General features: G+C 60.4%; 16 protein-coding genes. 11 read left to right on the plus strand and 5 right to left on the minus strand.

The window, feature by feature from the left end; genetic code table 11:
• The first annotated feature begins 27 nt into the window (after window positions 1–27).
• Both argE and ppc read left to right on the plus strand, forming a co-directional pair.
• Entirely contained in the window at window positions 28–1,173 is a 1,146-nt protein-coding gene (gene argE / locus SERRSCBI_RS22820; protein ID WP_033631320.1) for an acetylornithine deacetylase, read from the plus strand.
• 261 nt (window positions 1,174–1,434) lie between these two features.
• Window positions 1,435–4,071, plus strand: coding sequence for a phosphoenolpyruvate carboxylase (ppc, locus tag SERRSCBI_RS22825; protein WP_004931070.1), 2,637 nt, complete (start codon window positions 1,435–1,437; stop codon window positions 4,069–4,071).
• A gap of 104 nt (window positions 4,072–4,175) precedes the next feature.
• Here ppc and metF read toward each other — a convergent pair whose 3' ends face one another.
• From metF to metB, 3 genes are all read right to left on the minus strand, one after another.
• Window positions 4,176–5,072 carry a methylenetetrahydrofolate reductase gene (metF, locus tag SERRSCBI_RS22830; RefSeq protein ID WP_033645217.1) on the minus strand — a complete coding sequence of 299 codons (897 nt, stop codon included), beginning with the start codon at window positions 5,070–5,072 and terminating at the stop codon, window positions 4,176–4,178.
• Window positions 5,073–5,300: 228 nt separating this feature from the next.
• Complete coding sequence (locus tag SERRSCBI_RS22835) at window positions 5,301–7,736, minus strand: bifunctional aspartate kinase/homoserine dehydrogenase II (protein ID WP_033652207.1); 2,436 nt, start codon at window positions 7,734–7,736, stop codon at window positions 5,301–5,303.
• Window positions 7,737–7,738: 2 nt separating this feature from the next.
• The gene (gene metB, locus SERRSCBI_RS22840; protein ID WP_033645215.1) at window positions 7,739–8,899 is read right to left on the minus strand and encodes a cystathionine gamma-synthase; all 1,161 of its coding nucleotides are present in this window, start codon (window positions 8,897–8,899) and stop codon (window positions 7,739–7,741) included.
• Between the two features lie 304 nt (window positions 8,900–9,203).
• On the opposite strand from metB, the gene metJ reads away from it, so the two are divergent.
• On the plus strand, window positions 9,204–9,521 hold the full coding sequence (gene metJ, locus SERRSCBI_RS22845) for a met regulon transcriptional regulator MetJ (protein WP_004931076.1): 318 nt from the start codon (window positions 9,204–9,206) through the stop codon (window positions 9,519–9,521).
• Between the two features lie 77 nt (window positions 9,522–9,598).
• Here metJ and rpmE read toward each other — a convergent pair whose 3' ends face one another.
• Entirely contained in the window at window positions 9,599–9,814 is a 216-nt protein-coding gene (gene rpmE / locus SERRSCBI_RS24435; protein WP_004931078.1) for a 50S ribosomal protein L31, read from the minus strand.
• 200 nt (window positions 9,815–10,014) lie between these two features.
• Here rpmE and priA point away from each other — a divergent pair, with 200 nt between their 5' ends.
• The 7 genes from priA (at window position 10,015) to rraA (ending at window position 18,083) form a co-directional block, all read left to right on the plus strand.
• Complete coding sequence (priA, locus tag SERRSCBI_RS22850) at window positions 10,015–12,210, plus strand: primosomal protein N' (RefSeq protein ID WP_042785558.1); 2,196 nt, start codon at window positions 10,015–10,017, stop codon at window positions 12,208–12,210.
• Between the two features lie 291 nt (window positions 12,211–12,501).
• Window positions 12,502–13,530, plus strand: a complete 1,029-nt coding sequence (gene cytR / locus SERRSCBI_RS22855; RefSeq protein ID WP_025304661.1) for a DNA-binding transcriptional regulator CytR — start codon at window positions 12,502–12,504, stop codon at window positions 13,528–13,530.
• A 65-nt stretch (window positions 13,531–13,595) separates the two neighbouring features.
• Window positions 13,596–14,528: a cell division protein FtsN gene (ftsN, locus tag SERRSCBI_RS22860; protein WP_033645213.1), complete on the plus strand. Its 933-nt coding sequence runs from the start codon at window positions 13,596–13,598 to the stop codon at window positions 14,526–14,528.
• Between the two features lie 102 nt (window positions 14,529–14,630).
• Window positions 14,631–15,161, plus strand: a complete 531-nt coding sequence (hslV, locus tag SERRSCBI_RS22865) for an ATP-dependent protease subunit HslV (protein WP_004931085.1) — start codon at window positions 14,631–14,633, stop codon at window positions 15,159–15,161.
• Between the two features lie 12 nt (window positions 15,162–15,173).
• A complete protein-coding gene (gene hslU / locus SERRSCBI_RS22870; RefSeq protein ID WP_042785560.1) occupies window positions 15,174–16,508 on the plus strand; it encodes an HslU--HslV peptidase ATPase subunit in 1,335 nt (444 codons plus the stop codon).
• Window positions 16,509–16,604: 96 nt separating this feature from the next.
• Window positions 16,605–17,522, plus strand: coding sequence for a 1,4-dihydroxy-2-naphthoate polyprenyltransferase (locus tag SERRSCBI_RS22875; protein WP_042785561.1), 918 nt, complete (start codon window positions 16,605–16,607; stop codon window positions 17,520–17,522).
• A gap of 75 nt (window positions 17,523–17,597) precedes the next feature.
• Window positions 17,598–18,083, plus strand: coding sequence for a ribonuclease E activity regulator RraA (rraA, locus tag SERRSCBI_RS22880; RefSeq protein WP_004931090.1), 486 nt, complete (start codon window positions 17,598–17,600; stop codon window positions 18,081–18,083).
• Window positions 18,084–18,143: 60 nt separating this feature from the next.
• Here the strand turns inward: rraA and zapB are convergent, their stop codons facing one another.
• On the minus strand, window positions 18,144–18,383 hold the full coding sequence (gene zapB / locus SERRSCBI_RS22885; RefSeq protein ID WP_042785562.1) for a septal ring assembly protein ZapB: 240 nt from the start codon (window positions 18,381–18,383) through the stop codon (window positions 18,144–18,146).
• Between the two features lie 524 nt (window positions 18,384–18,907).
• Between zapB and SERRSCBI_RS22890 the strand changes: the two genes are divergently transcribed.
• Entirely contained in the window at window positions 18,908–19,753 is an 846-nt protein-coding gene (locus tag SERRSCBI_RS22890) for an MIP/aquaporin family protein (protein WP_004931095.1), read from the plus strand.
• Window positions 19,754–19,766 lie beyond the last annotated feature (13 nt).

A 19,766-nucleotide genomic window follows, 5' to 3' on the forward strand; every position in this document is an offset into this window, starting at 1 on the left:
CCTAACCTAAGGCTGTCAACAGTGAAGATGAAATTACCTCCATTTATTGAGCTGTACCGGGCTTTGATCGCCACTCCGTCAATCAGCGCCACCGATGCCGGCCTCGATCAGAGCAATGAGGCGTTAATCAACTTGTTGGCCGGATGGTTTGCCGACCTGGGCTTTCGCGTCGACGTACAGCCGGTGCCGGAGTCGCGCCACAAATTCAACCTGCTGGCCAGCATCGGCGAAGGCAGCGGCGGCCTGCTGCTGGCCGGCCACACCGATACGGTGCCTTACGACGAAGGCCGCTGGACGCGCGATCCCTTCACCCTGACCGAGCACGACAACAAGCTCTACGGGCTGGGCACCGCCGACATGAAAGGCTTCTTCGCCTTTATTCTGGATGCGGTGCGCGATATCGACGCGAGCAAGCTGACCAAGCCGTTGTACATTTTAGCCACCGCAGATGAAGAAACGACGATGGCCGGCGCGCGTTACTTCGCCGCCTCTACCGCCATTCGTCCGGATTTCGCCATCATCGGCGAGCCGACCTCGCTGCAGCCGGTGCGCGCACACAAGGGCCACATGGCCAACGCCATTCGCATCGTCGGCCAGTCCGGCCACTCCAGCGATCCGGCGCGCGGCGTCAACGCCATCGATCTGATGCACGAGTCCATTGGCCGCCTGATGGAGCTGCGCAAGACCCTGCAGGAGCGCTACAACAATCCGGCGTTCGCCGTGCCTTATCCCACCATGAACTTCGGCCATATCAGCGGCGGCGACGCGGCCAACCGCATCTGCGCCTGTTGCGAACTGCACCTGGATATCCGCCCGCTGCCCGGCATGACGCTCGACAACATCAACGAACTGATGCATCAGGCGCTGGAGCCGGTGAGCCAACGCTGGCCGGGCCGCCTGACCATCGAAGAGCTGCACGCGTCGGTGCCGGGCTACGAGTGCCCGACCGACCACCGCATGGTGGCGGTGATCGAGGAGCTGCTGGGCACCCGCACGCAGGTGGTCAACTACTGCACCGAAGCGCCGTTCGTGCAACAGGTATGCCCGACCCTGGTGCTCGGCCCCGGTTCCATCGATCAGGCCCACCAGCCGGACGAATACATCGACACCGCGTTTATCGAACCGACGCGCAAACTGCTGGGCCAGCTGGTCAGTCACTTTTGCCGGCAATAAACCCGACATTTAACAGGGGAAATGCTTTATGCTTTCCCTAACTCAAAATAAGTAGAAAGCAGCGAAATAAGCCACGCTGATAACCCACGCGGCGTAATTAAATTTCAGAAAATGCGCCGATTTTGATGTTTTTTTGCTAAAAATAGTGTCAATTGACGATTGGACAGGAACGCGATGTGATCAGGCAGGCGGTCTGTGCCTGACGCGTGAAATTTATTTACAAGATAAAAATCATACATACAGAACTGGGTCAGGGGTTATATGAACGAACAATATTCGGCAATGCGCAGTAATGTCAGTATGCTCGGCAAATTGCTCGGCGATACCATCAAAGAAGCGCTGGGCGAGCATATTCTCGATCGCGTTGAGACCATCCGTAAGCTTTCCAAATCCTCACGCGCCGGCAACGAAGCGCATCGCCAGGAGCTGCTCTCCACCCTGCAGAACCTGTCCAACGACGAGCTGCTGCCGGTGGCGCGCGCCTTCAGCCAGTTCCTCAACCTGACCAACGTCGCCGAGCAGTACCACAGCATTTCGCCCAACGGCGAAGCCGCCAGCAACCCGGAAGCGCTGGCCCAACTGTTCAGCCGTCTCAAAGACAAAAAGCTCAGCGACAAAGAGCTGCAGCACGCGGTGTCGCAACTCTCCATCGAGCTGGTGCTGACGGCGCACCCGACGGAGATCACCCGCCGCACCCTGATCCACAAGCTGGTGGAGGTCAACACCTGCCTCAGCCAGCTCGATCACAACGATCTGGCCGACTACGAGCGCAACAAGATCATGCGCCGCCTGCGTCAGCTGGTAGCCCAGTCGTGGCACACCGACGAAATTCGCAAACACCGCCCTTCTCCGATCGACGAAGCCAAATGGGGTTTTGCCGTCGTGGAAAACAGCCTGTGGGAAGGCGTGCCGGCGTTCCTGCGCGAATTCAACGAACAGCTGGAAAACTCCATCGATTACAGCCTGCCGGTGGAAGCGGTGCCGGTGCGCTTCACCTCCTGGATGGGCGGCGACCGCGACGGCAACCCGAACGTCACCGCCGAAATTACCCGCCATGTGCTGCTGCTCAGCCGCTGGAAAGCCTGCGACCTGTTTACCCGCGACATCCAGGTGCTGGTCTCCGAGCTGTCGATGACCGAGTGCACCCCGGAGCTGCGCGCCCGCGCCGGCGGCGATGAGGTGCAGGAGCCTTACCGCGAAATCATGAAGCAGCTGCGCAGCCAGCTGATGAGTTCCCAGGCTTATCTTGAAGGTCGCCTGAAGGGCGAGCGCGTGCTGAAACCACACGACCTGCTGGTGAACAACGAGCAGCTGTGGGAGCCGCTGTATGCCTGCTACCAGTCGCTGCAGGCCTGCGGCATGGGCATCATCGCCAATGGTCAACTGCTGGATACCCTGCGCCGCGTGCGCTGCTTCGGCGTGCCGCTGGTGCGCATCGACGTGCGTCAGGAGAGCACCCGCCATACCGAAGCCATCGCCGAGCTGACCCGCTATCTGGGGCTGGGCGACTATGAAAGCTGGTCGGAAGCCGATAAACAGGCGTTCCTGATCCGCGAACTGAACTCCAAACGCCCGCTGGTGCCGCTGAAATGGCAACCGAGCGCCGACACGCAGGAAGTGCTGGAAACCTGCCGGGTGATTGCCGAAGCGCCGCAGGGCTCGATCGCCGCCTATGTGATTTCGATGGCGCGTACGCCTTCCGACGTGCTGGCGGTGCACCTGCTGCTGAAAGAGGCCGGCTGCCCGTTCGCGCTGCCGGTCGCCCCGCTGTTCGAAACCCTCGACGACCTGAACAACGCCGACGACGTAATGACCCAGTTGCTGAACATCGACTGGTATCGCGGCTTCATCCAGGGCAAACAGATGGTGATGATCGGCTATTCCGACTCGGCGAAAGACGCCGGCGTGATGGCCGCTTCCTGGGCGCAGTACCGCGCGCAGGACGCGCTGATCAAAACCTGTGAAAAGGCCGGCGTGGCGCTGACGCTGTTCCACGGCCGCGGCGGTTCCATCGGCCGCGGCGGCGCTCCGGCGCATGCGGCGCTGCTGTCGCAGCCGCCGGGCAGCCTGAAGGGCGGCCTGCGCGTCACCGAACAGGGCGAGATGATCCGCTTCAAGTTCGGCCTGCCGGAAGTCACCATCAGCAGCCTGGCGCTGTATGCCGGCGCGATCCTCGAGGCCAACCTGCTGCCGCCGCCGGAACCGAAGAAAGAATGGCGGGCGCTGATGGACGACCTGTCCGAGACCTCCTGCCGAATGTATCGCGGCTACGTGCGTGAAAACCCGGACTTCGTGCCTTACTTCCGCGCGGCCACGCCGGAACTGGAGCTGGGCAAACTGCCGCTGGGCTCGCGCCCGGCCAAGCGCAAGCCGAACGGCGGCGTAGAGAGCCTGCGCGCCATTCCGTGGATCTTCGCCTGGACGCAGAACCGCCTGATGCTGCCGGCCTGGCTCGGCGCCGGCGCCGGATTGCAGGAAGCGGTGAAAGCCGGCAAACAGGCGGAACTGGAGGCGATGTGTCGCGACTGGCCGTTCTTCTCCACCCGCATCGCCATGCTGGAAATGGTGTTCGCCAAAGCCGACCTGTGGCTGGCGGAATACTACGATCAGCGCCTGGTGGATAAATCGCTGTGGCCGCTGGGCCAACAGCTGCGCGATCAGTTGGAAAGCGACATCAAGGTGGTGCTGACCATCGCCAACGATGCGCACCTGATGGAAGACCTGCCGTGGATCGCCGAATCCATCGCGCTGCGCAACGTCTATACCGACCCGTTGAACGTCTTGCAGGCCGAATTGCTGCACCGTTCGCGCCAGCAGGAGCAGCCGGACGCCCGCGTGGAGCAGGCGCTGATGGTTACCATCGCCGGCGTCGCCGCCGGGATGCGCAACACCGGCTAGTGAGCCTCATCGCGGCCCCGTTTACCGGGGCCGTTTTTTTTATGTCTCCCCACAAAAAAAGGGCGCCGCGGTAAAGCGGCGCCCTTTTCAATGGAGCAAGCCCGTCAGGCGGCGGCCACTGGTCGCACGCCCAGCGTGTGGCAGATGGCGTAGCTCATCTCGGCGCGGTTCAGCGTATAGAAGTGGAAATCTTTCACCCCTTCGCGGCTCAGGATCTTCACCATGTCCATGGCGATGTTGGCGCCGACCATTTTGCGGGTCTCCGCATCGTCGTCCAGCCCTTCGAACATGCTGGTCATCCAGCTTGGCACCCGCACGTTGGTCATGGTGGCGAAGCGCTGCAGCTGCTTGAAGTTGGACACCGGCAGAATGCCCGGCACGATTTCCACGTCGATACCGGCGGCGACGCAGCGGTCGCGAAAGCGCAGGTAGCTCTCAACGTCGAAGAAGAACTGGGTAATCGCGCGACTGGCGCCGGCATCGATCTTGCGTTTCAGGTTAATCAAATCGGCCTGGGCGCTCTTCGCCTCCGGGTGCACTTCCGGGTAAGCGGCGACGGAAATGTCGAAGTCACCCACGTCTTTCAGCAGCGCCACCAGATCGGTCGCGTACATTTCCGGCTTGCCGCCGCCCGGCGGCAGATCGCCGCGCAGCGCCACGATATGGCGGATGCCGCTGTTCCAGTAATCGGTCGCGATGTCGCGCAGCTGCGCCGGGCTGGCATCGATGCAGGTCAGGTGCGGCGCCGCCTCCAGGCCGGTGCGTTCCTTGATCCCTTTGATGATGCTGTGGGTGCGATCGCGCTCGCCGGAGTTGGCGCCGTAGGTGACGGAAACGAATTTAGGTTTGAGAATGCTCAGACGATCGATCGACTGCCACAGGGTCTCTTCCATCTCGCTGGTGCGTGGCGGGAAGAACTCGAATGATACGTTAATCTGGCCATTCAACTCCGCCAGACTCTGATTCAGCGCTTCCCGCTGGTTTGCGTGGAAAAAACTCATACCCTGCTCACCTCTTATCGATCACTGTTTTTATTTCATCTTGATGAGCGTCTATACGTTTAGACGTCTAGATAGAAAATGCCGCATGTTGGCTAAAGAGTCAACAGGAAAATGAGGGGAATAAGATGATTAATCCTCACCCGCTCAACGAGGGAATTTCATGATCGCGGCAAAGATAAGTATGGCAGGAAAAGCCAAGGGGCGCGGTGAGCCCGCGCCCGCAGAGGATTAAAGCAGCTGCGCCAATCGGTTAAGGTCTGACTGGATCGCGCCGGCGGTCACATCGCGGCCGGCGCCCGGCCCGCGGATCACCAGCGGATTATCGCGATACCAGCGGCTTTCGATGGCGAACACGTTGTCGCACGGCAACAGCGAGGCCAGAGGATGCTCAGGGCGCACCGCCTCCACGCCGACCCGCGCCTTGCCGTTGGCGTCGAAACGCGCCACATGGCGCAGCACCAGGCCCATTTCGCTGGCGGCCTCAAAGCGCTGTTGCATCTGCTGATTCAGCGCCTCACCGTTCTCGAAGAACTGATCGACGGAGCCCAGCTCGCACCCCGCCGGCACCAGCGACTCGACCCGCACCTGGTTCGGTTCGATGTCGTAGCCCGCCTCGCGCGCCAGGATCACCAGCTTGCGCATCACGTCCTGGCCGGAGAGATCGACCCGCGGATCCGGTTCGGTCAGCCCCTGCTGCCAGGCCTGGTCCACCAGCTCGGTGAACGGCACCGTGCCGTCATACTGCAGGAACAGCCAGGAGAGCGTGCCGGAGAAGATGCCGCTGATCGCCAGAATGCTGTCGCCGCTGTCGCGCAGATCGCGCACCGTGTGGTTGACCGGCAGGCCGGCGCCGACGGTGGCGTTATACAGCCAGTGGCGGCCGGTTTTGGCGAAGGCGTCGCGTATTTGGCGATAGCTGTCGCTGCACGAGGCCCCCGCCAACTTGTTGGCGCTGATCACGTGGAAACCGTAGCTGGCGAAATCCAGATACTGCCCGGCCAGCTCTTCGCTGGCGGTCACGTCGAGCACCACCAGATCGTCGAACGGGTGCGCGCGCATCCACAGGAACAGCGATTCTTCATCCAGCTCCTGCGCTTCGTCCTCAAAGAATGCCAGCGCGCGGCTGGCGTCCAGCCCGTCATAGTTCAGCAGGCTGCGGCGGCTGTCCACCACCCCCGCCAGGATAAATTCGAAGCCGCTGCGCGCGGAGATATTGGTCTGCTCACGGGCGAACAGCTCCAGCCAGCGCGACCCGATATTGCCCTTGCCGAACAGCACCAGACCGATGCGCTTCTCGGCGCGGAACAGGCTTTGGTGCAGCCCCTGGATCAGCAGCGCGGTCGGCCCCTGGCGCAATACCGCCACCAGGCTGATGCCATCTTCCGCCTGCCAGATAAACTCGACCGGCTGATCTTTCAGCTGCTGATAGAAACGGTGGCTGTGCAGCGGGTTCTTGCACACCCCGGCGCCGACCATCGCCACCAGCGCCAATCCTTCGCGCAGGCGCAGCTCGCCTGGCAGCACCGCGGCCTGCAGCGTCGCCAGCGCGCTGTTGACCACCTCGGAGGTGTAGCACAGCTGCACCAGGTTGCGGTCTGGGTGGATGCCCACCGCCAGCGGTTTGATCTGCGCGCGCTTGAGCACCAGATCCAACTCTTTCTGCGCCAGTTTGAAGTCATGCTGAGCGGCAACGTGCAGTTCAATCAGGCACACATCGTCGTGGCTGGTGACAATCTTGGCGCCGGTGCCGGAAGCCAATACGCGCTCAATGCGCGTCGAGCCCTGCTCCGGCTGATAGCTGCAGCGCAGCTGAAGATCGATATCGCTACCGGAGACCGGCTGCAGGGTACGGGTGTGCAACACCGGCGCAGCCAGACGCGCCAGCTCGCTGGCTTCGTCCAGACGCAGCAGCGGCAGCAGGCAGGCGTCTTTCACCTTGCGCGGATCGGCGCTGTAAACCCCGGCCACGTCGCTCCAGATGGTGACGCGCGCAGCGCCGGCCAGCGCGCCGACCTGAGTGGCGGAGTAGTCGCTGCCGTTACGCCCCAACAGCACGGTTTCCCCGGCGTCGTTGCGCGAAATGAACCCGGTCACTACCAGGCGTTTACCCGGGTGTTGGGCCATCAATTGTTGCAACAGCGGGTAAGAACGGCCTTCATCCACCTGCGGCTGCGCGGCGCGCTCGGCGCGCAGGAAGTCACGCGCATCCAGCCAGGCCGCCTGCATGTCCAGGTGGTTGAGCACCGCCGCCATCAGGCGCGCCGACCAAATCTCGCCGTGCCCGACCACTTCGGCGTAGCACGCGTCGTCGACGTTGCCGTCCAGCAGCGCCGCCAGGCGTTCCAGATCCTGAATGAACTCGGCGATCAGCGGCTCGGCGCTTTCCGGCGGCAACAGGCCGCTGATAAGATCGCTGTGATAACGACGCAACGTCTGCTGCACCTGGTGCGCAGACAGGCGATCGCTCTGGCTGAGCTTCAGCCAGTTGATCAACTGGTTGGTGGTACTGCCGGCGGCCGATACCACCATCATGTCGCCCGGCTGGCTGTATTCCGCCATAATCCCGGCCACACGCAGATAACACTTCACATCCGCCAGACTGCTGCCGCCAAACTTGTGCAGTTGACGCCCGCTCACCGGCCCTGCTACAGCAATTGCATTCATGCTTACCTCGTTGCCGCCGCCTGGAAAGCGCGTTCCAGATCGGCAATCAAATCTTCACTGTCTTCAATACCCACGGAAATGCGCAGCAGGCTCTCGGAGATGCCGGCCGCTGCCCGCGCCTCCGCCGCCATGCCGGCGTGAGTCATGGTCGCCGCATGCGAGATCAGGCTTTCTACGCCGCCCAACGATTCTGCCAGAGTAAACAGCTCAAGGGCAGAGAGAAAACGGCGCAGCACCGCTTCATCGCCGTCCAGTTCAAAACTCAGCATCGCGCCGAAACCGCGCTGCTGACGACGGGCGATCTCATGCCCCGGATTCTCCGGCAGGGAGGGATGATACAGCTTTTTCACCAGCGGTTGCTGCTGTAAATAGTCAACAATCGCTTCAGCGTTTTGTTGCGCCGCCTTGATGCGTGGCGACAACGTGCGCATACCGCGCAGCAACAAATAGCTGTCGAACGCGCCACCGGTCACGCCGATGTTGTTCGCCCACCAGGCCAGCTCGACCGCCAGCTCAGGATCTTTGGCGATCACCGCGCCGGCCACCACGTCCGAATGCCCGTTCAGGTATTTGGTGCAAGAATGGACCACCAGATCGGCACCGAGTTCGATCGGCTGTTGCAGGGCCGGGCTGAGGAACGTGTTGTCCACCACCGTCAACGCGCCCGCCGCGTGCGCGGCAGCGCAGATCGCCGCGATGTCCACCACCCGCAGCAGCGGATTGCTGGGGCTTTCTATCAACACCAGCTTCGGCTTTTGCGCCAGCGCCTGTTGCAGGGCGGCCTCATTGCCTTGATCGACGAACAGCACGCGATAAGCGCCGCGCTTGCTCAGGCTGTCGAATAACCGATAGCTGCCGCCGTAACAGTCGTGCGGCGCCACCAGCAGATCGCCGGGCTTCAGCAGTACGGTGGTCACCAGATGGATCGCCGACATCCCGCTGCCGGTCATCACCGCGCCGGCACCGCCTTCCAGCTCCGCCAACGCGCGCTGCACCACGTCGCGCGTCGGGTTGCCGCGGCGCGAGTAGTCATGAGCTCGGGGTTGATTGAAGTCGGTAAAGTTATAGGTGCTGGACAGATGAATCGGCGGGACAACGCAGCCGTACTGTTCGTCGTCGTTCAGGCCGCTGCGTACGGCAATCGTGGCTGGTTTACGCGTCATGGGCTCGCTCGGCTCTCGGTTCGGTGAATGAGGCCTAAAGAGTAATCGCAGGATTGATAGACGTCAATACATCTGGACATCTAAACTTCTTTGCGTATAGATTGAGCAATGACACAATACCCGCTAAAATTATGCCGATATGACATGACGATAAGATGTTAAGCGGCAATGCCTGGCCGAAGCGGGGCATTCAGTGACCCTGGTCGCGTAAAATTGACATTTATTTAGTGAGAACAGTGAAGATCGGGCATAATTGGCCGGTTTTTAGAATTTTGTAATTTTTCTGACAAAGTTAAGGTGTCCCATGGCTGAGTGGAACGGCGAGTATGTCAGCCCTTACGCTGAACACGGTAAAAAAAGCGAGCAAGTCAAAAAGATCACGGTATCCATTCCGCTGAAGGTCCTGAAAATCCTCACCGACGAACGGACCCGTCGCCAGGTGAACAACCTGCGCCACGCCACCAACAGCGAACTTCTGTGCGAAGCGTTTCTGCATGCCTTTACCGGCCAGCCGCTGCCGAACGATGAAGACCTGCGCAAAGAGCGCAGCGATGAAATCCCGGAAGCCGCAAAAGCGTTGATGCGCGAACTGGGTGTCGATCCCGATACCTGGGAATATTGAGAACCGCCCGGCGAACGCCGGCGGCAGAAAAGAAAAAAGGCGCCCAGGGCGCCTTTTTCATCGGTCGATAAGAAATCTTATTTCTTAGCGCCTGGTACGCTGAAACGCTTGTTGAAGCGGTCAACGCGGCCACCGGTAGCAACGTCACGCTGCTTGCCAGTGTAGAACGGGTGGCATGCGCCACAAACGTCCAGGTTCAGATCGTGGCCCACGGTGGAGCGGATCTTCATCACGTTACCGCAAGAGCAGTTAGCAGTAACTTCTTCGTATTTTGGGTGGATACCTTGTTTCATGGGAAACCTCAGTTAAGGCCGTGTCGCTATCCAGCCCTGTTTCGCCAGACACCACACGTGGTTGATAATAGAATTTTGGTATCGAATTATACCAAAGGCGGCAAATTATACAGCATTAGTCGGGGCGCGCAATCGGAACCGTACATTTGCCGATGCGCCGTGTAAACTGATGCCCACTTTTTTTCAATTTGGATGAGATCATGCCCGTCGTACACGTTGCTTTGCCGGTCCCCCTCGCCCGCACCTTCGACTATCTGCTGCCGCCCGGCATGCAGCCGGTGGCCGGCGCGCGCGTGGGCGTGCCCTGGGGCAGGCAGCATGCAATCGGCATCGTCACCGGCTGCAGCGACACCAGCGAACTGCCGTTAGACAAGCTCAAACCGATCGACAGCGTGATCGACACAGAATCGCTGTTCTCCCCCAGCCTGTGGCGCATCCTGCGCTGGGCCAGCGATTACTACCACTATCCCATCGGCGAAGTGCTGTTCCACGCGCTGCCGATCCTGCTGCGCCAAGGCAAACCGGCCGAGGCCGCGCCGCTGTGGCAGTGGTTCGCCACCGAAGAGGGGCGCGCCACGCCGCCCGAAAGCCTGAAACGCGCGCCGAAACAGCAGCAGGCGCTGGCGGCGCTGCTGCAACGCCCGGTCTATCGCCATCAGGTCAGCCAGCTTGAGCTGACGGAAAGCGCCCTGCAGGCGCTGCGCGCCAAAGGGCTGATCGATCTGCGCACTCAGGTCGCGGCCACGCAGGACTGGCGCCCCAACTTTGCGGTGCTCGGCGAGCGGCTGCGGCTGAATACCGAACAGGCTACCGCCGTCGGGGCGATCCGAAGCGAAGATGAGCAGTTTGCCGCCTGGCTGCTGGCCGGGGTCACCGGCTCCGGCAAGACCGAGGTGTATCTCAGCGTGCTGGAAAACGTGTTGGCCAAAGGCCGGCAGGCGCTGGTGCTGGTGCCGGAAATCGGCCTGACGCCGCAAACCATCGCCCGCTTTCGCGAGCGCTTCAACGCGCCGGTGGACGTGCTGCACTCCGGGCTGAACGACAGCGAACGGCTGGCGGTTTGGCTGCGCGCGCGCAGCGGCGAAGCCGCGATCGTCATCGGCACCCGCTCGGCGCTGTTCACGCCGTTCCGGCAACTGGGCGTTATCATCATCGACGAAGAGCACGACAGCTCTTATAAACAGCAGGAAGGCTGGCGCTACCACGCCCGCGATCTGGCGGTGTTCCGCGCCCGGGAAGAAGATATCCCGATGGTGATGGGCTCCGCCACGCCGGCACTGGAAACGCTGCACAACGTGCAGCTGGGCAAATATCGCCAGTTGAAGCTCACCCAACGCGCGGGCAACGCCAAACCGGCGGCGCAGCATCTGATCGATCTGAAAGGATTGCCGCTGAAGGTCGGCCTGTCGCAGCCGCTTTTGAAAAGCATGCAGCACCATTTAAAAGCCGGCAATCAGGTGATGCTGTTCCTCAACCGCCGCGGTTACGCCCCGGCGCTGCTGTGCCACGAGTGCGGCTGGATCGCCGAGTGCCAGCGCTGCGATCACTATTACACCTTCCACCAGCATCAGCGCCAGCTGCGCTGTCACCACTGCGACAGCCAGCGACCGGTGCCGCACCAATGCCCGCAGTGCGGTTCCACCCACCTGGTATCGGTCGGCGTCGGCACCGAACAGCTGGAACATGAGCTGGCGCCGCTGTTCCCCGACACGCCGATCACCCGCATCGATCGCGACACCACCAGCCGCAAAGGGTCGCTGGAACAGCACCTGGCGGATATTCATCGCGGCGAAGCGCGCATTCTGATCGGCACGCAAATGCTGGCCAAGGGCCACCATTTTCCCGACGTCACGCTGGTGGCGTTGCTGGACGTGGACGGCGCGCTGTTCTCCGCCGACTTCCGCTCCGCCGAGCGTTTTGCTCAGCTCTATACCCAGGTCTCCGGGCGCGCGGGGCGAGCGGGCAAACAGGGTGAAGTGCTGCTGCAAACCCACCACCCGGAGCACCCGTTATTGCAGGTGCTGCTGCAACAAGGTTACGACGCCTTCGCCAAACAGACGCTGGCGGAGCGCAACAGCGTGTTTCTACCGCCCTACACCAGCCACATCATCGTGCGCGCCGAAGATCACGATAACCAACAGGCCCCGCTGTTCCTGCAGCAGCTGCGCAATCTGTTGGAAGCCAGTCCGCTTAAGGACGACTCGCTGTGGGTGATGGGCCCGGTGCCGGCGCTGCAGTCCAAACGCGGCGGCCGTTTCCGCTGGCAGCTGCTGCTGCAGCATCCGACACGGCGCGTCCTGCAACAGCTGATGAAAAGCTCGCTGCCGCTGATCGGCACCCTGCCGCAAACGCGCAAGGTGAAATGGACGCTGGATGTCGATCCGATCGACAGCTGATCCCGGAAAAGTCCGATTTAGCTGCCGTCATGCAAACGTTTACCCTTTAAATTGCGAGCGAACGCTAAAAAACCTTCTCAGGTCACATTTTTTATGCAAATTAGGTAACAAAGGCGGGGCGTATTCTGTTTAGAATGTCTGCGAGGGCAAATTTTGTCGCCACATCGCAGCGCGACGGAGTGCTCGAACGCGAGTGGCGCTCAATGACAACAATCCCGCCACCGCATGCCGGACATTGTGAGCAAACAGCAGTAGTGGCGTCGGCATGGGGCTGACGCAAGGAGAAAGGCGTTGGAACACAAGAAAGAGTTATCCATGGCGACCATGAAAGACGTCGCCGAAATGGCGGGCGTTTCAACGGCTACCGTATCGCGTGCGCTTATGAATCCGGAAAAGGTGTCAACGCCAACGCGTCAGAAAGTGGAACAGGCCGTGCTGGCCGTGGGTTATTCTCCTCATGCTCTGTCACGCAATATCAAACGCAACGAATCTCGCACCATCCTGGTGATCGTGCCCGACATCTGCGATCCGTTTTTCGCGGATGTGATCCAGGGGATCGAACAGACCGCCGCCCAACAAGGTTATCTGGTGCTGATCGGCGACTGCGCGCAGCAGAACCAGCAAGAACGCACCTTCGTCAATCTGATCATCACCAAACAGATCGACGGCATGCTGCTGCTGGGCTCTAATCTACCGTTCGACGCCAGCAAGGAAGAGCAGCGCAACCTGCCGCCGATGGTGATGGCCAATGAGTTCGCGCCCGAGCTGGAACTGCCGACGGTGCATATCGACAACCTGACCGCCGCCTTTGAAGCCGTGCATTATTTGCATCAATTGGGGCACCGGCAGATCGCCTGCGTCGCCGGGCCGGAACAGATGCCGCTGAGCCATTATCGGCTGCAAGGTTATGTTCAAGCGCTACGCCGTAATGGCATTACCGTCGAAAGCAGCTATATTACCCGGGGTGATTTTACCTACGAAGCCGGCGCGCAAGCGCTGACCCAGTTGATGGCTCAGCCGAAACCGCCGACGGCGGTGTTCTGCCACAGCGACGTCATGGCGATCGGCGTGCTGTCCCAGGCGAAGAAAATGGGGCTGCGGGTACCGCAGGATCTGTCGATCGTCGGCTTTGACGACCTCAAGCTGGCGCAGTATTGCGATCCGCCGCTGACCACGGTGGCGCAGCCGCGCTTCCAGATCGGCCAGCAGGCGATGTTGTTGCTGTTGGAGCAGTTGAACGGCCAGACGGTGGCCAGCGGCTCCCGACTCTTGGACAGTGAATTGATTATCAGAGGCAGCACCGCTGCTCCGAAACGCTAGTCAAATATTTTAGGGTTCAGTAACATGACGGACTTATCCTCTCATCAGGACACAGCGGAATAATAGTGGCACAAAAAGACTATGTAAGCCGTGGGCGCGCAGCAGGAGCTAAGCGCAAAACCCCCAGCCGTAAAAAACGCAGTTCTCCGAAGGTTTCCAAAACCGTGCTGGCGTTAGCCGTCGCGTTGCTGGTTGTCTTTGTCGGTGGCCTCTATTTCATTACGCACAACAAGCCGGAAGACGCGCCGTTGTTGCCTGCGCACACCACTCGCCCAGGCAACGGCCTGCCGCCGAAGCCGGAAGAGCGCTGGCGCTATATCAAAGAGCTGGAAAACCGACAGATCGGCGTGCAAACCCCGACCGAACCGACGGCCGGCGGCGAGCTCAATTCCAAAACTCAGCTGACCGCCGAACAACGGCAACTGCTGGAGCAGATGCAGGCCGACATGCAACAGCGCCCGACGCAGCTGAATGAAGTGCCGTATAACGATCCGGGCCAGGCCAACGCGCGCGGCAACCGCCAGCAGCAGATGCAACAACCGCAAATGCAGCAGCAGCCGGTACAGCAACAGCAGCAGGTCACTCAGGCGCCGCGCAACCCGTTCAACAACGGAGCCACCACCGCGCCGGTGCAGCAGCACCAGCAGCCGAAGCAAGTCACCCCGCCGCCGGCGCAGGTGAAACAGCCTGAGCCGAAGCCGCAACCGAAGCCGGAGCCCAAACCGGAAGTGAAACAGGAAACGGCCAAGCAGGACACCAAACCGGAATCGAAACAGAAGTGGATGGTGCAATGCGGTTCGTTCCGCGCCACCGATCAGGCTGAATCCGTGCGTGCGCGCCTGGCGTTCGAGGGCATCGAGAGCCGCATCACCGCCGGTGGCGGTTGGAATCGCGTGGTGCTCGGCCCCTACAGCAGCCGCGCCGCAGCGGACAAAACCCTTTCGCGCCTGAAGGGCGTCGGCATGTCGAGTTGCATTCCCCTCTCCGTTGGGGGTTGAAAAGCGTCAATCCCCCCCCATCTATACTCTCAATATGCCTCGTAGCGTCTGCGAAAGCAGGCGCTGCGGGGACTTCTTTCCGTCTTTAACGAGGGTCTGCTCGTGACAACAATTGTAAGCGTACGCCGCAACGGCCAGGTCGTCATCGGTGGTGATGGCCAGGCAACCCTGGGTAATACGGTGATGAAGGGTAACGTCAAGAAAGTGCGTCGCCTGTATAACGACAAAGTGATCGCCGGTTTCGCCGGTGGCACCGCTGACGCCTTCACGCTGTTTGAACTGTTTGAACGCAAACTGGAAATGCATCAGGGCCACCTGGTGAAAGCCGCCGTCGAGCTGGCGAAAGACTGGCGCACCGACCGCATGCTGCGCAAGCTCGAAGCGCTGCTGGCGGTCGCCGATGAAACCGCCTCGCTGATCATCACCGGCAACGGCGATGTGGTGCAGCCGGAAAACGATCTGATCGCCATCGGCTCCGGCGGCCCGTACGCCCAGGCCGCCGCCCGCGCCATGTTGGAAAATACCGAGCTGAGCGCCCGCGACATCGTTGAGAAATCCCTCAACATCGCCGGCGACATCTGTATTTACACCAACCATTTCCACACCATTGAAGAATTGCCTTCCAAAGCGTAAGGATCGAATACCATGTCTGAAATGACCCCGCGCGAGATCGTCAGCGAACTGGACAGCTATATCATTGGCCAAAACAAGGCCAAACGCGCTGTCGCCATTGCCCTGCGCAACCGCTGGCGCCGGATGCAGCTCAACGAGATGCTGCGTCACGAAGTGACCCCGAAAAACATTCTGATGATCGGCCCGACCGGCGTCGGTAAAACCGAAATCGCCCGCCGTCTGGCGAAGCTGGCCAACGCGCCGTTCATCAAGGTTGAAGCCACCAAGTTCACCGAAGTGGGCTATGTGGGCAAAGAAGTGGACTCCATCATTCGCGATCTGACCGATGCCGCCATCAAAATGGTGCGCATGCAGTCGATCGAGAAAAACCGCACCCGTGCCGAAGAGTTGGCCGAAGAGCGCATTCTCGACGTGCTGATCCCGCCGGCCAAAAACAACTGGGGCCAGCCGGAAGAAGGCCAGGAACCGTCCGCCGCCCGCCAGGCATTCCGCAAGAAGCTGCGCGAAGGCCAGCTGGATGACAAAGAGATCGAAATCGATCTGGCCGCCGCGCCGATGGGCGTGGAAATCATGGCGCCTCCGGGCATGGAGGAGATGACCAACCAGCTGCAGTCGATGTTCCAGAACCTCGGCGGCCAAAAGCAAAAATCGCGCAAGCTGAAGATCAAAGAAGCCTTCAAGCTGCTGGTGGAAGAAGAAGCCGCCAAGCTGGTGAACCCGGAAGAGCTGAAAGAGCAGGCGATCGAAGCGGTTGAGCAGCACGGCATCGTGTTTATCGATGAGATCGACAAAATCTGTAAGCGCGGCGGCCAAAGCTCCGGCCCGGACGTTTCCCGCGAAGGCGTGCAGCGCGATCTGCTGCCGCTGGTGGAAGGCTGCACCGTGTCCACCAAGCACGGCATGGTGAAAACCGACCACATTCTGTTCATCGCTTCCGGCGCGTTCCAGACCGCCAATCCGTCGGATCTGATCCCGGAACTGCAGGGCCGTCTGCCGATCCGCGTTGAGCTGCAGGCGCTGACCACCGAAGACTTCGAGCGCATCCTGACCGAGCCGAGCGCGTCGCTGACCGAACAGTACAAAGCGCTGATGGGCACCGAAGGCGTCAATATCGAGTTCACCGCCGACGGCATCCGCCGCATCGCCGAAGCCGCGTGGCAGGTCAACGAAAGCACCGAGAACATCGGCGCGCGTCGTCTGCACACCGTGCTGGAGCGTCTGATGGAAGATATTTCCTACGATGCGAGTGAAATTAATGGCCAATCCATTACAATTGATGCGGATTACGTGCGCAGTCATCTGGATGAACTGGTGGCGGATGAAGATTTGAGTCGTTTTATCCTATAATCGCTCAATCATTGTCTTGTCAGTCATCTATGTGGGAGGCATTGCCTCCCACAATTATTTCTAACGGACACCGCAACTTACTGACAGAAGCGAAACATGAGCTCATCAACCTCCACCACCCCGATTTCCGCCTGGCTCGAAAGTCTACGCCCCCGTACTCTGCCGTTGGCCTTTGCCTCCATCGTGGTCGGCTCGGCGATCGCCGCCTGGCACGGCAGCCTGAAACCTGAAGTGGCGCTGCTGGCGCTGGTGACCGCCGGTCTGCTGCAGATCCTCTCCAACCTGGCGAATGACTACGGCGATGCGGTCAAAGGCAGCGACAAAGAAGATCGCATCGGGCCGTTGCGCGGCATGCAAAAGGGCATGATCACCCAGGCGCAGATGAAACGGGCGCTGGTGGTGACGGTAGTGCTGATCGCCATCGCCGGCTGTTCGCTGATCGCCGTCGCCTGCGAGCAACCCAGCGACGTGGTGGGCTTCCTGGTGTTGGGCGGGCTGTCTATCGTGGCGGCCATCACCTACACCGTCGGCAACAAACCCTACGGGTATTTGGGGCTGGGCGACATCTCGGTGCTGGTGTTCTTCGGCTGGCTGAGCGTGGCCGGCACCTACTATTTGCAGACGCACACCTTCGACAGCGTCGTGATGCTGCCGGCCACCGCCTGCGGCCTGCTGGCGACGGCGGTGCTCAACATCAACAATCTGCGCGATATCGAAAGCGATCGCGAAAACGGCAAGAATACGCTGGCGGTGCGTCTCGGCCCGCACAAGGCGCGCATTTACCACGCCCTGCTGCTCGGCGGCGCGGTGCTGTGTTTCGCGCTGTTCACGCTGTTCAACCTCCACAGCCCGTGGGGTTGGCTGTTCGTGCTGGCGATCCCGCTGCTGGTGCGCCACGGCCTGCGCGTGCTGCGCGATCCGACGCCGGTCGGCATGCGGCCGATGCTGGAGCATATGGTCAAGGCGGCGTTGCTGGCCAATCTGCTGTTCGCCATCGGCGTGGCGCTCAGTTAAAAACTGATGATTTTGCCAACAGGGCGAATAAAGGGATATACTGAACATTCCTGCGGCAAACAGACGTAAAATCCTATGAAATACGATACTTCCGAACTTTGCGACATCTATCATGAAGAGGTGAACGTTGTTGAACCTCTGTTCTCCAATTTTGGCGGGCGTACTTCATTTGGCGGGCAGATCACCACGGTGAAATGCTTTGAGGATAACGGCCTGTTATTCGATCTGCTTGAAGAAAACGGTCGCGGCCGCGTGCTGTTGGTTGACGGCGGCGGTTCGGTACGCCGGGCGCTGATCAACGCCGAACTGGCGCGCCTGGCCGCCCAGAACGAATGGGAAGGCATCGTGGTGTACGGCGCGGTGCGCCAGGTGGACGATCTGGAAGAGCTCGACATCGGCATTCAGGCGATGGCGGCGATCCCGGCGGGTGCCGTAAGCGAAGGCGTGGGCGAAAGCGATATCCGCGTCAACTTCGGCGGCGTCACCTTCTTCTCCGGCGACCACCTGTATGCCGACAACACCGGCATCATCCTCTCCGAAGACCCGCTCGACATCGAGTGATTTTCGGACATGAAAAAGGGCGCCTGAGGCGCCCTTTTCGTTGCTGCATGGCGTAAGGAATCAAACCTCTTCCATTTTGCCCAGCAGCGCGCGCAGGCGATCTTGCCATACGTGCTGTTCTTCTTTCAGCTGTTGGTTTTCGCGCACCAGCGCTTCGTGGTTGCCGGAGGCAGCCTGAACTTCCTGCGACAGAGAGTTGTTTTTGACTTTCAGCTCTTCAATTTCCATCTGCAACAAGGTGATGGTATCAATCGCCTGCTGTACTTTTGCTTCCAGTTTCTCAAATACTTCAAATGACATGCTTCAGTCCCCTCATGATAGCAAGGCGTAAATCTATAAGTAGCGGCCGCAACGTCGGCTGCAGCTACTGCGAATATTGCATCGCGCTCAGTGACGCGCGCCGTTACGGAAGGCGCGCCAGTCTCGATTCGTTAAAAACGATTGTAAGTAGCCAGTCTCCGCCTGTCTAGCAACATACCGGATCATCGCGCAGTCTGTTGCAATTTTCCTGCCCTCGCCATCAGTAAAAACTGAAAATCCCCGCCGCCGCCGCCGCGAGTTGTTAACGCCCCTCGCCAAACCACTGGTCAGATCACACTTTTATGGCTCAGAAAGAACACTGAACGACGCGAAATCGCTCAATTTTATGACGCGCCACACACATTTTGATTTCGCTATTTCTCGTTTATGTTCGTTAACGATAAATTTACATCACGTCCTCATTCAATAATTGGACGAGATGAAAAAAACTGTGCCCATAGGTCAGATGTATACCTGGCTGAGCCTATAAACCAACAACCGCCGTTTTGCAGGACACCAACATTATGAGCCAAACCACCAGTCCGACATTAAAAGGCCAGTGCATCGCCGAGTTCCTCGGCACGGCGCTGCTGATCTTCTTTGGCGTAGGCTGCGTTGCCGCACTGAAACTGGCGGGCGCCAGCTTCGGCCAGTGGGAAATCAGCATCATTTGGGGCCTCGGCGTCGCCATGGCCATCTATCTGACCGCCGCCATTTCCGGCGCGCATCTCAACCCGGCGGTCACCCTCGCCCTGTGGCTGTTCGCCTGCTTCGACGGGCGCAAAGTGGTGCCTTACATCATTGCGCAGATCGCCGGCGCCTTCTGCGCCGCCGCCCTGGTCTACGGGCTGTACTACAACCTGTTCTTCGACTTCGAAGCGGCTCACCATATGGTTCGCGGCAGCAACGAAAGCCTTGAACTGGCCGGCATCTTCTCGACTTACCCTAACGCGCACATCTCCGTCGGCCAGGCCTTCCTGGTAGAAATGGTGATCGCTGCGATCCTGATGTGCCTGATCCTGGCGCTGACCGACGACGGCAACGGCATTCCGCGCGGCCCGCTGGCGCCGCTGCTGATCGGTATTCTGATTGCCGTGATCGGCGCCTCCATGGGACCATTGACCGGCTTTGCGTTGAACCCGGCGCGTGACTTCGGGCCGAAACTGTTCGCCTACCTGGCCGGCTGGGGCAAAGTCGCCTTCACCGGCGCACGCGACATCCCGTACTTCCTGGTGCCGATCTTCGCCCCTATCGTCGGCTGTGGCCTGGGCGCTTTCGGTTACCGCGCGCTGATTGGCCGCCACCTGCCGTGCGACGTCTGCGTGACGGAAGAAGAGCCCGACGCCAAGACCCAGCAGCGTAAAGCGTGATGGGTGCAGTTTT

Source organism: Serratia sp. SCBI, from assembly GCF_000747565.1.
Taxonomy (GTDB): Bacteria; Pseudomonadota; Gammaproteobacteria; order Enterobacterales; family Enterobacteriaceae; genus Serratia; species Serratia ureilytica.

Excerpts from the sequence above, each read along its gene's own strand:
- argE (WP_033631320.1), top strand. The coding sequence starts at position 28 with ATGAAATTACCTCCATTTATTGAGCTGTACCGGGCTTTGATCGCCACT.
- ppc (WP_004931070.1), top strand. The coding sequence starts at position 1,435 with ATGAACGAACAATATTCGGCAATGCGCAGTAATGTCAGTATGCTCGGC.
- metF (WP_033645217.1), bottom strand. The coding sequence starts at position 5,072 with ATGAGTTTTTTCCACGCAAACCAGCGGGAAGCGCTGAATCAGAGTCTG.
- SERRSCBI_RS22835 (WP_033652207.1), bottom strand. The coding sequence starts at position 7,736 with ATGAATGCAATTGCTGTAGCAGGGCCGGTGAGCGGGCGTCAACTGCAC.
- metB (WP_033645215.1), bottom strand. The coding sequence starts at position 8,899 with ATGACGCGTAAACCAGCCACGATTGCCGTACGCAGCGGCCTGAACGAC.
- metJ (WP_004931076.1), top strand. The coding sequence starts at position 9,204 with ATGGCTGAGTGGAACGGCGAGTATGTCAGCCCTTACGCTGAACACGGT.
- rpmE (WP_004931078.1), bottom strand. The coding sequence starts at position 9,814 with ATGAAACAAGGTATCCACCCAAAATACGAAGAAGTTACTGCTAACTGC.
- priA (WP_042785558.1), top strand. The coding sequence starts at position 10,015 with ATGCCCGTCGTACACGTTGCTTTGCCGGTCCCCCTCGCCCGCACCTTC.
- hslU (WP_042785560.1), top strand. The coding sequence starts at position 15,174 with ATGTCTGAAATGACCCCGCGCGAGATCGTCAGCGAACTGGACAGCTAT.
- SERRSCBI_RS22875 (WP_042785561.1), top strand. The coding sequence starts at position 16,605 with ATGAGCTCATCAACCTCCACCACCCCGATTTCCGCCTGGCTCGAAAGT.
- rraA (WP_004931090.1), top strand. The coding sequence starts at position 17,598 with ATGAAATACGATACTTCCGAACTTTGCGACATCTATCATGAAGAGGTG.
- zapB (WP_042785562.1), bottom strand. The coding sequence starts at position 18,383 with ATGTCATTTGAAGTATTTGAGAAACTGGAAGCAAAAGTACAGCAGGCG.
- SERRSCBI_RS22890 (WP_004931095.1), top strand. The coding sequence starts at position 18,908 with ATGAGCCAAACCACCAGTCCGACATTAAAAGGCCAGTGCATCGCCGAG.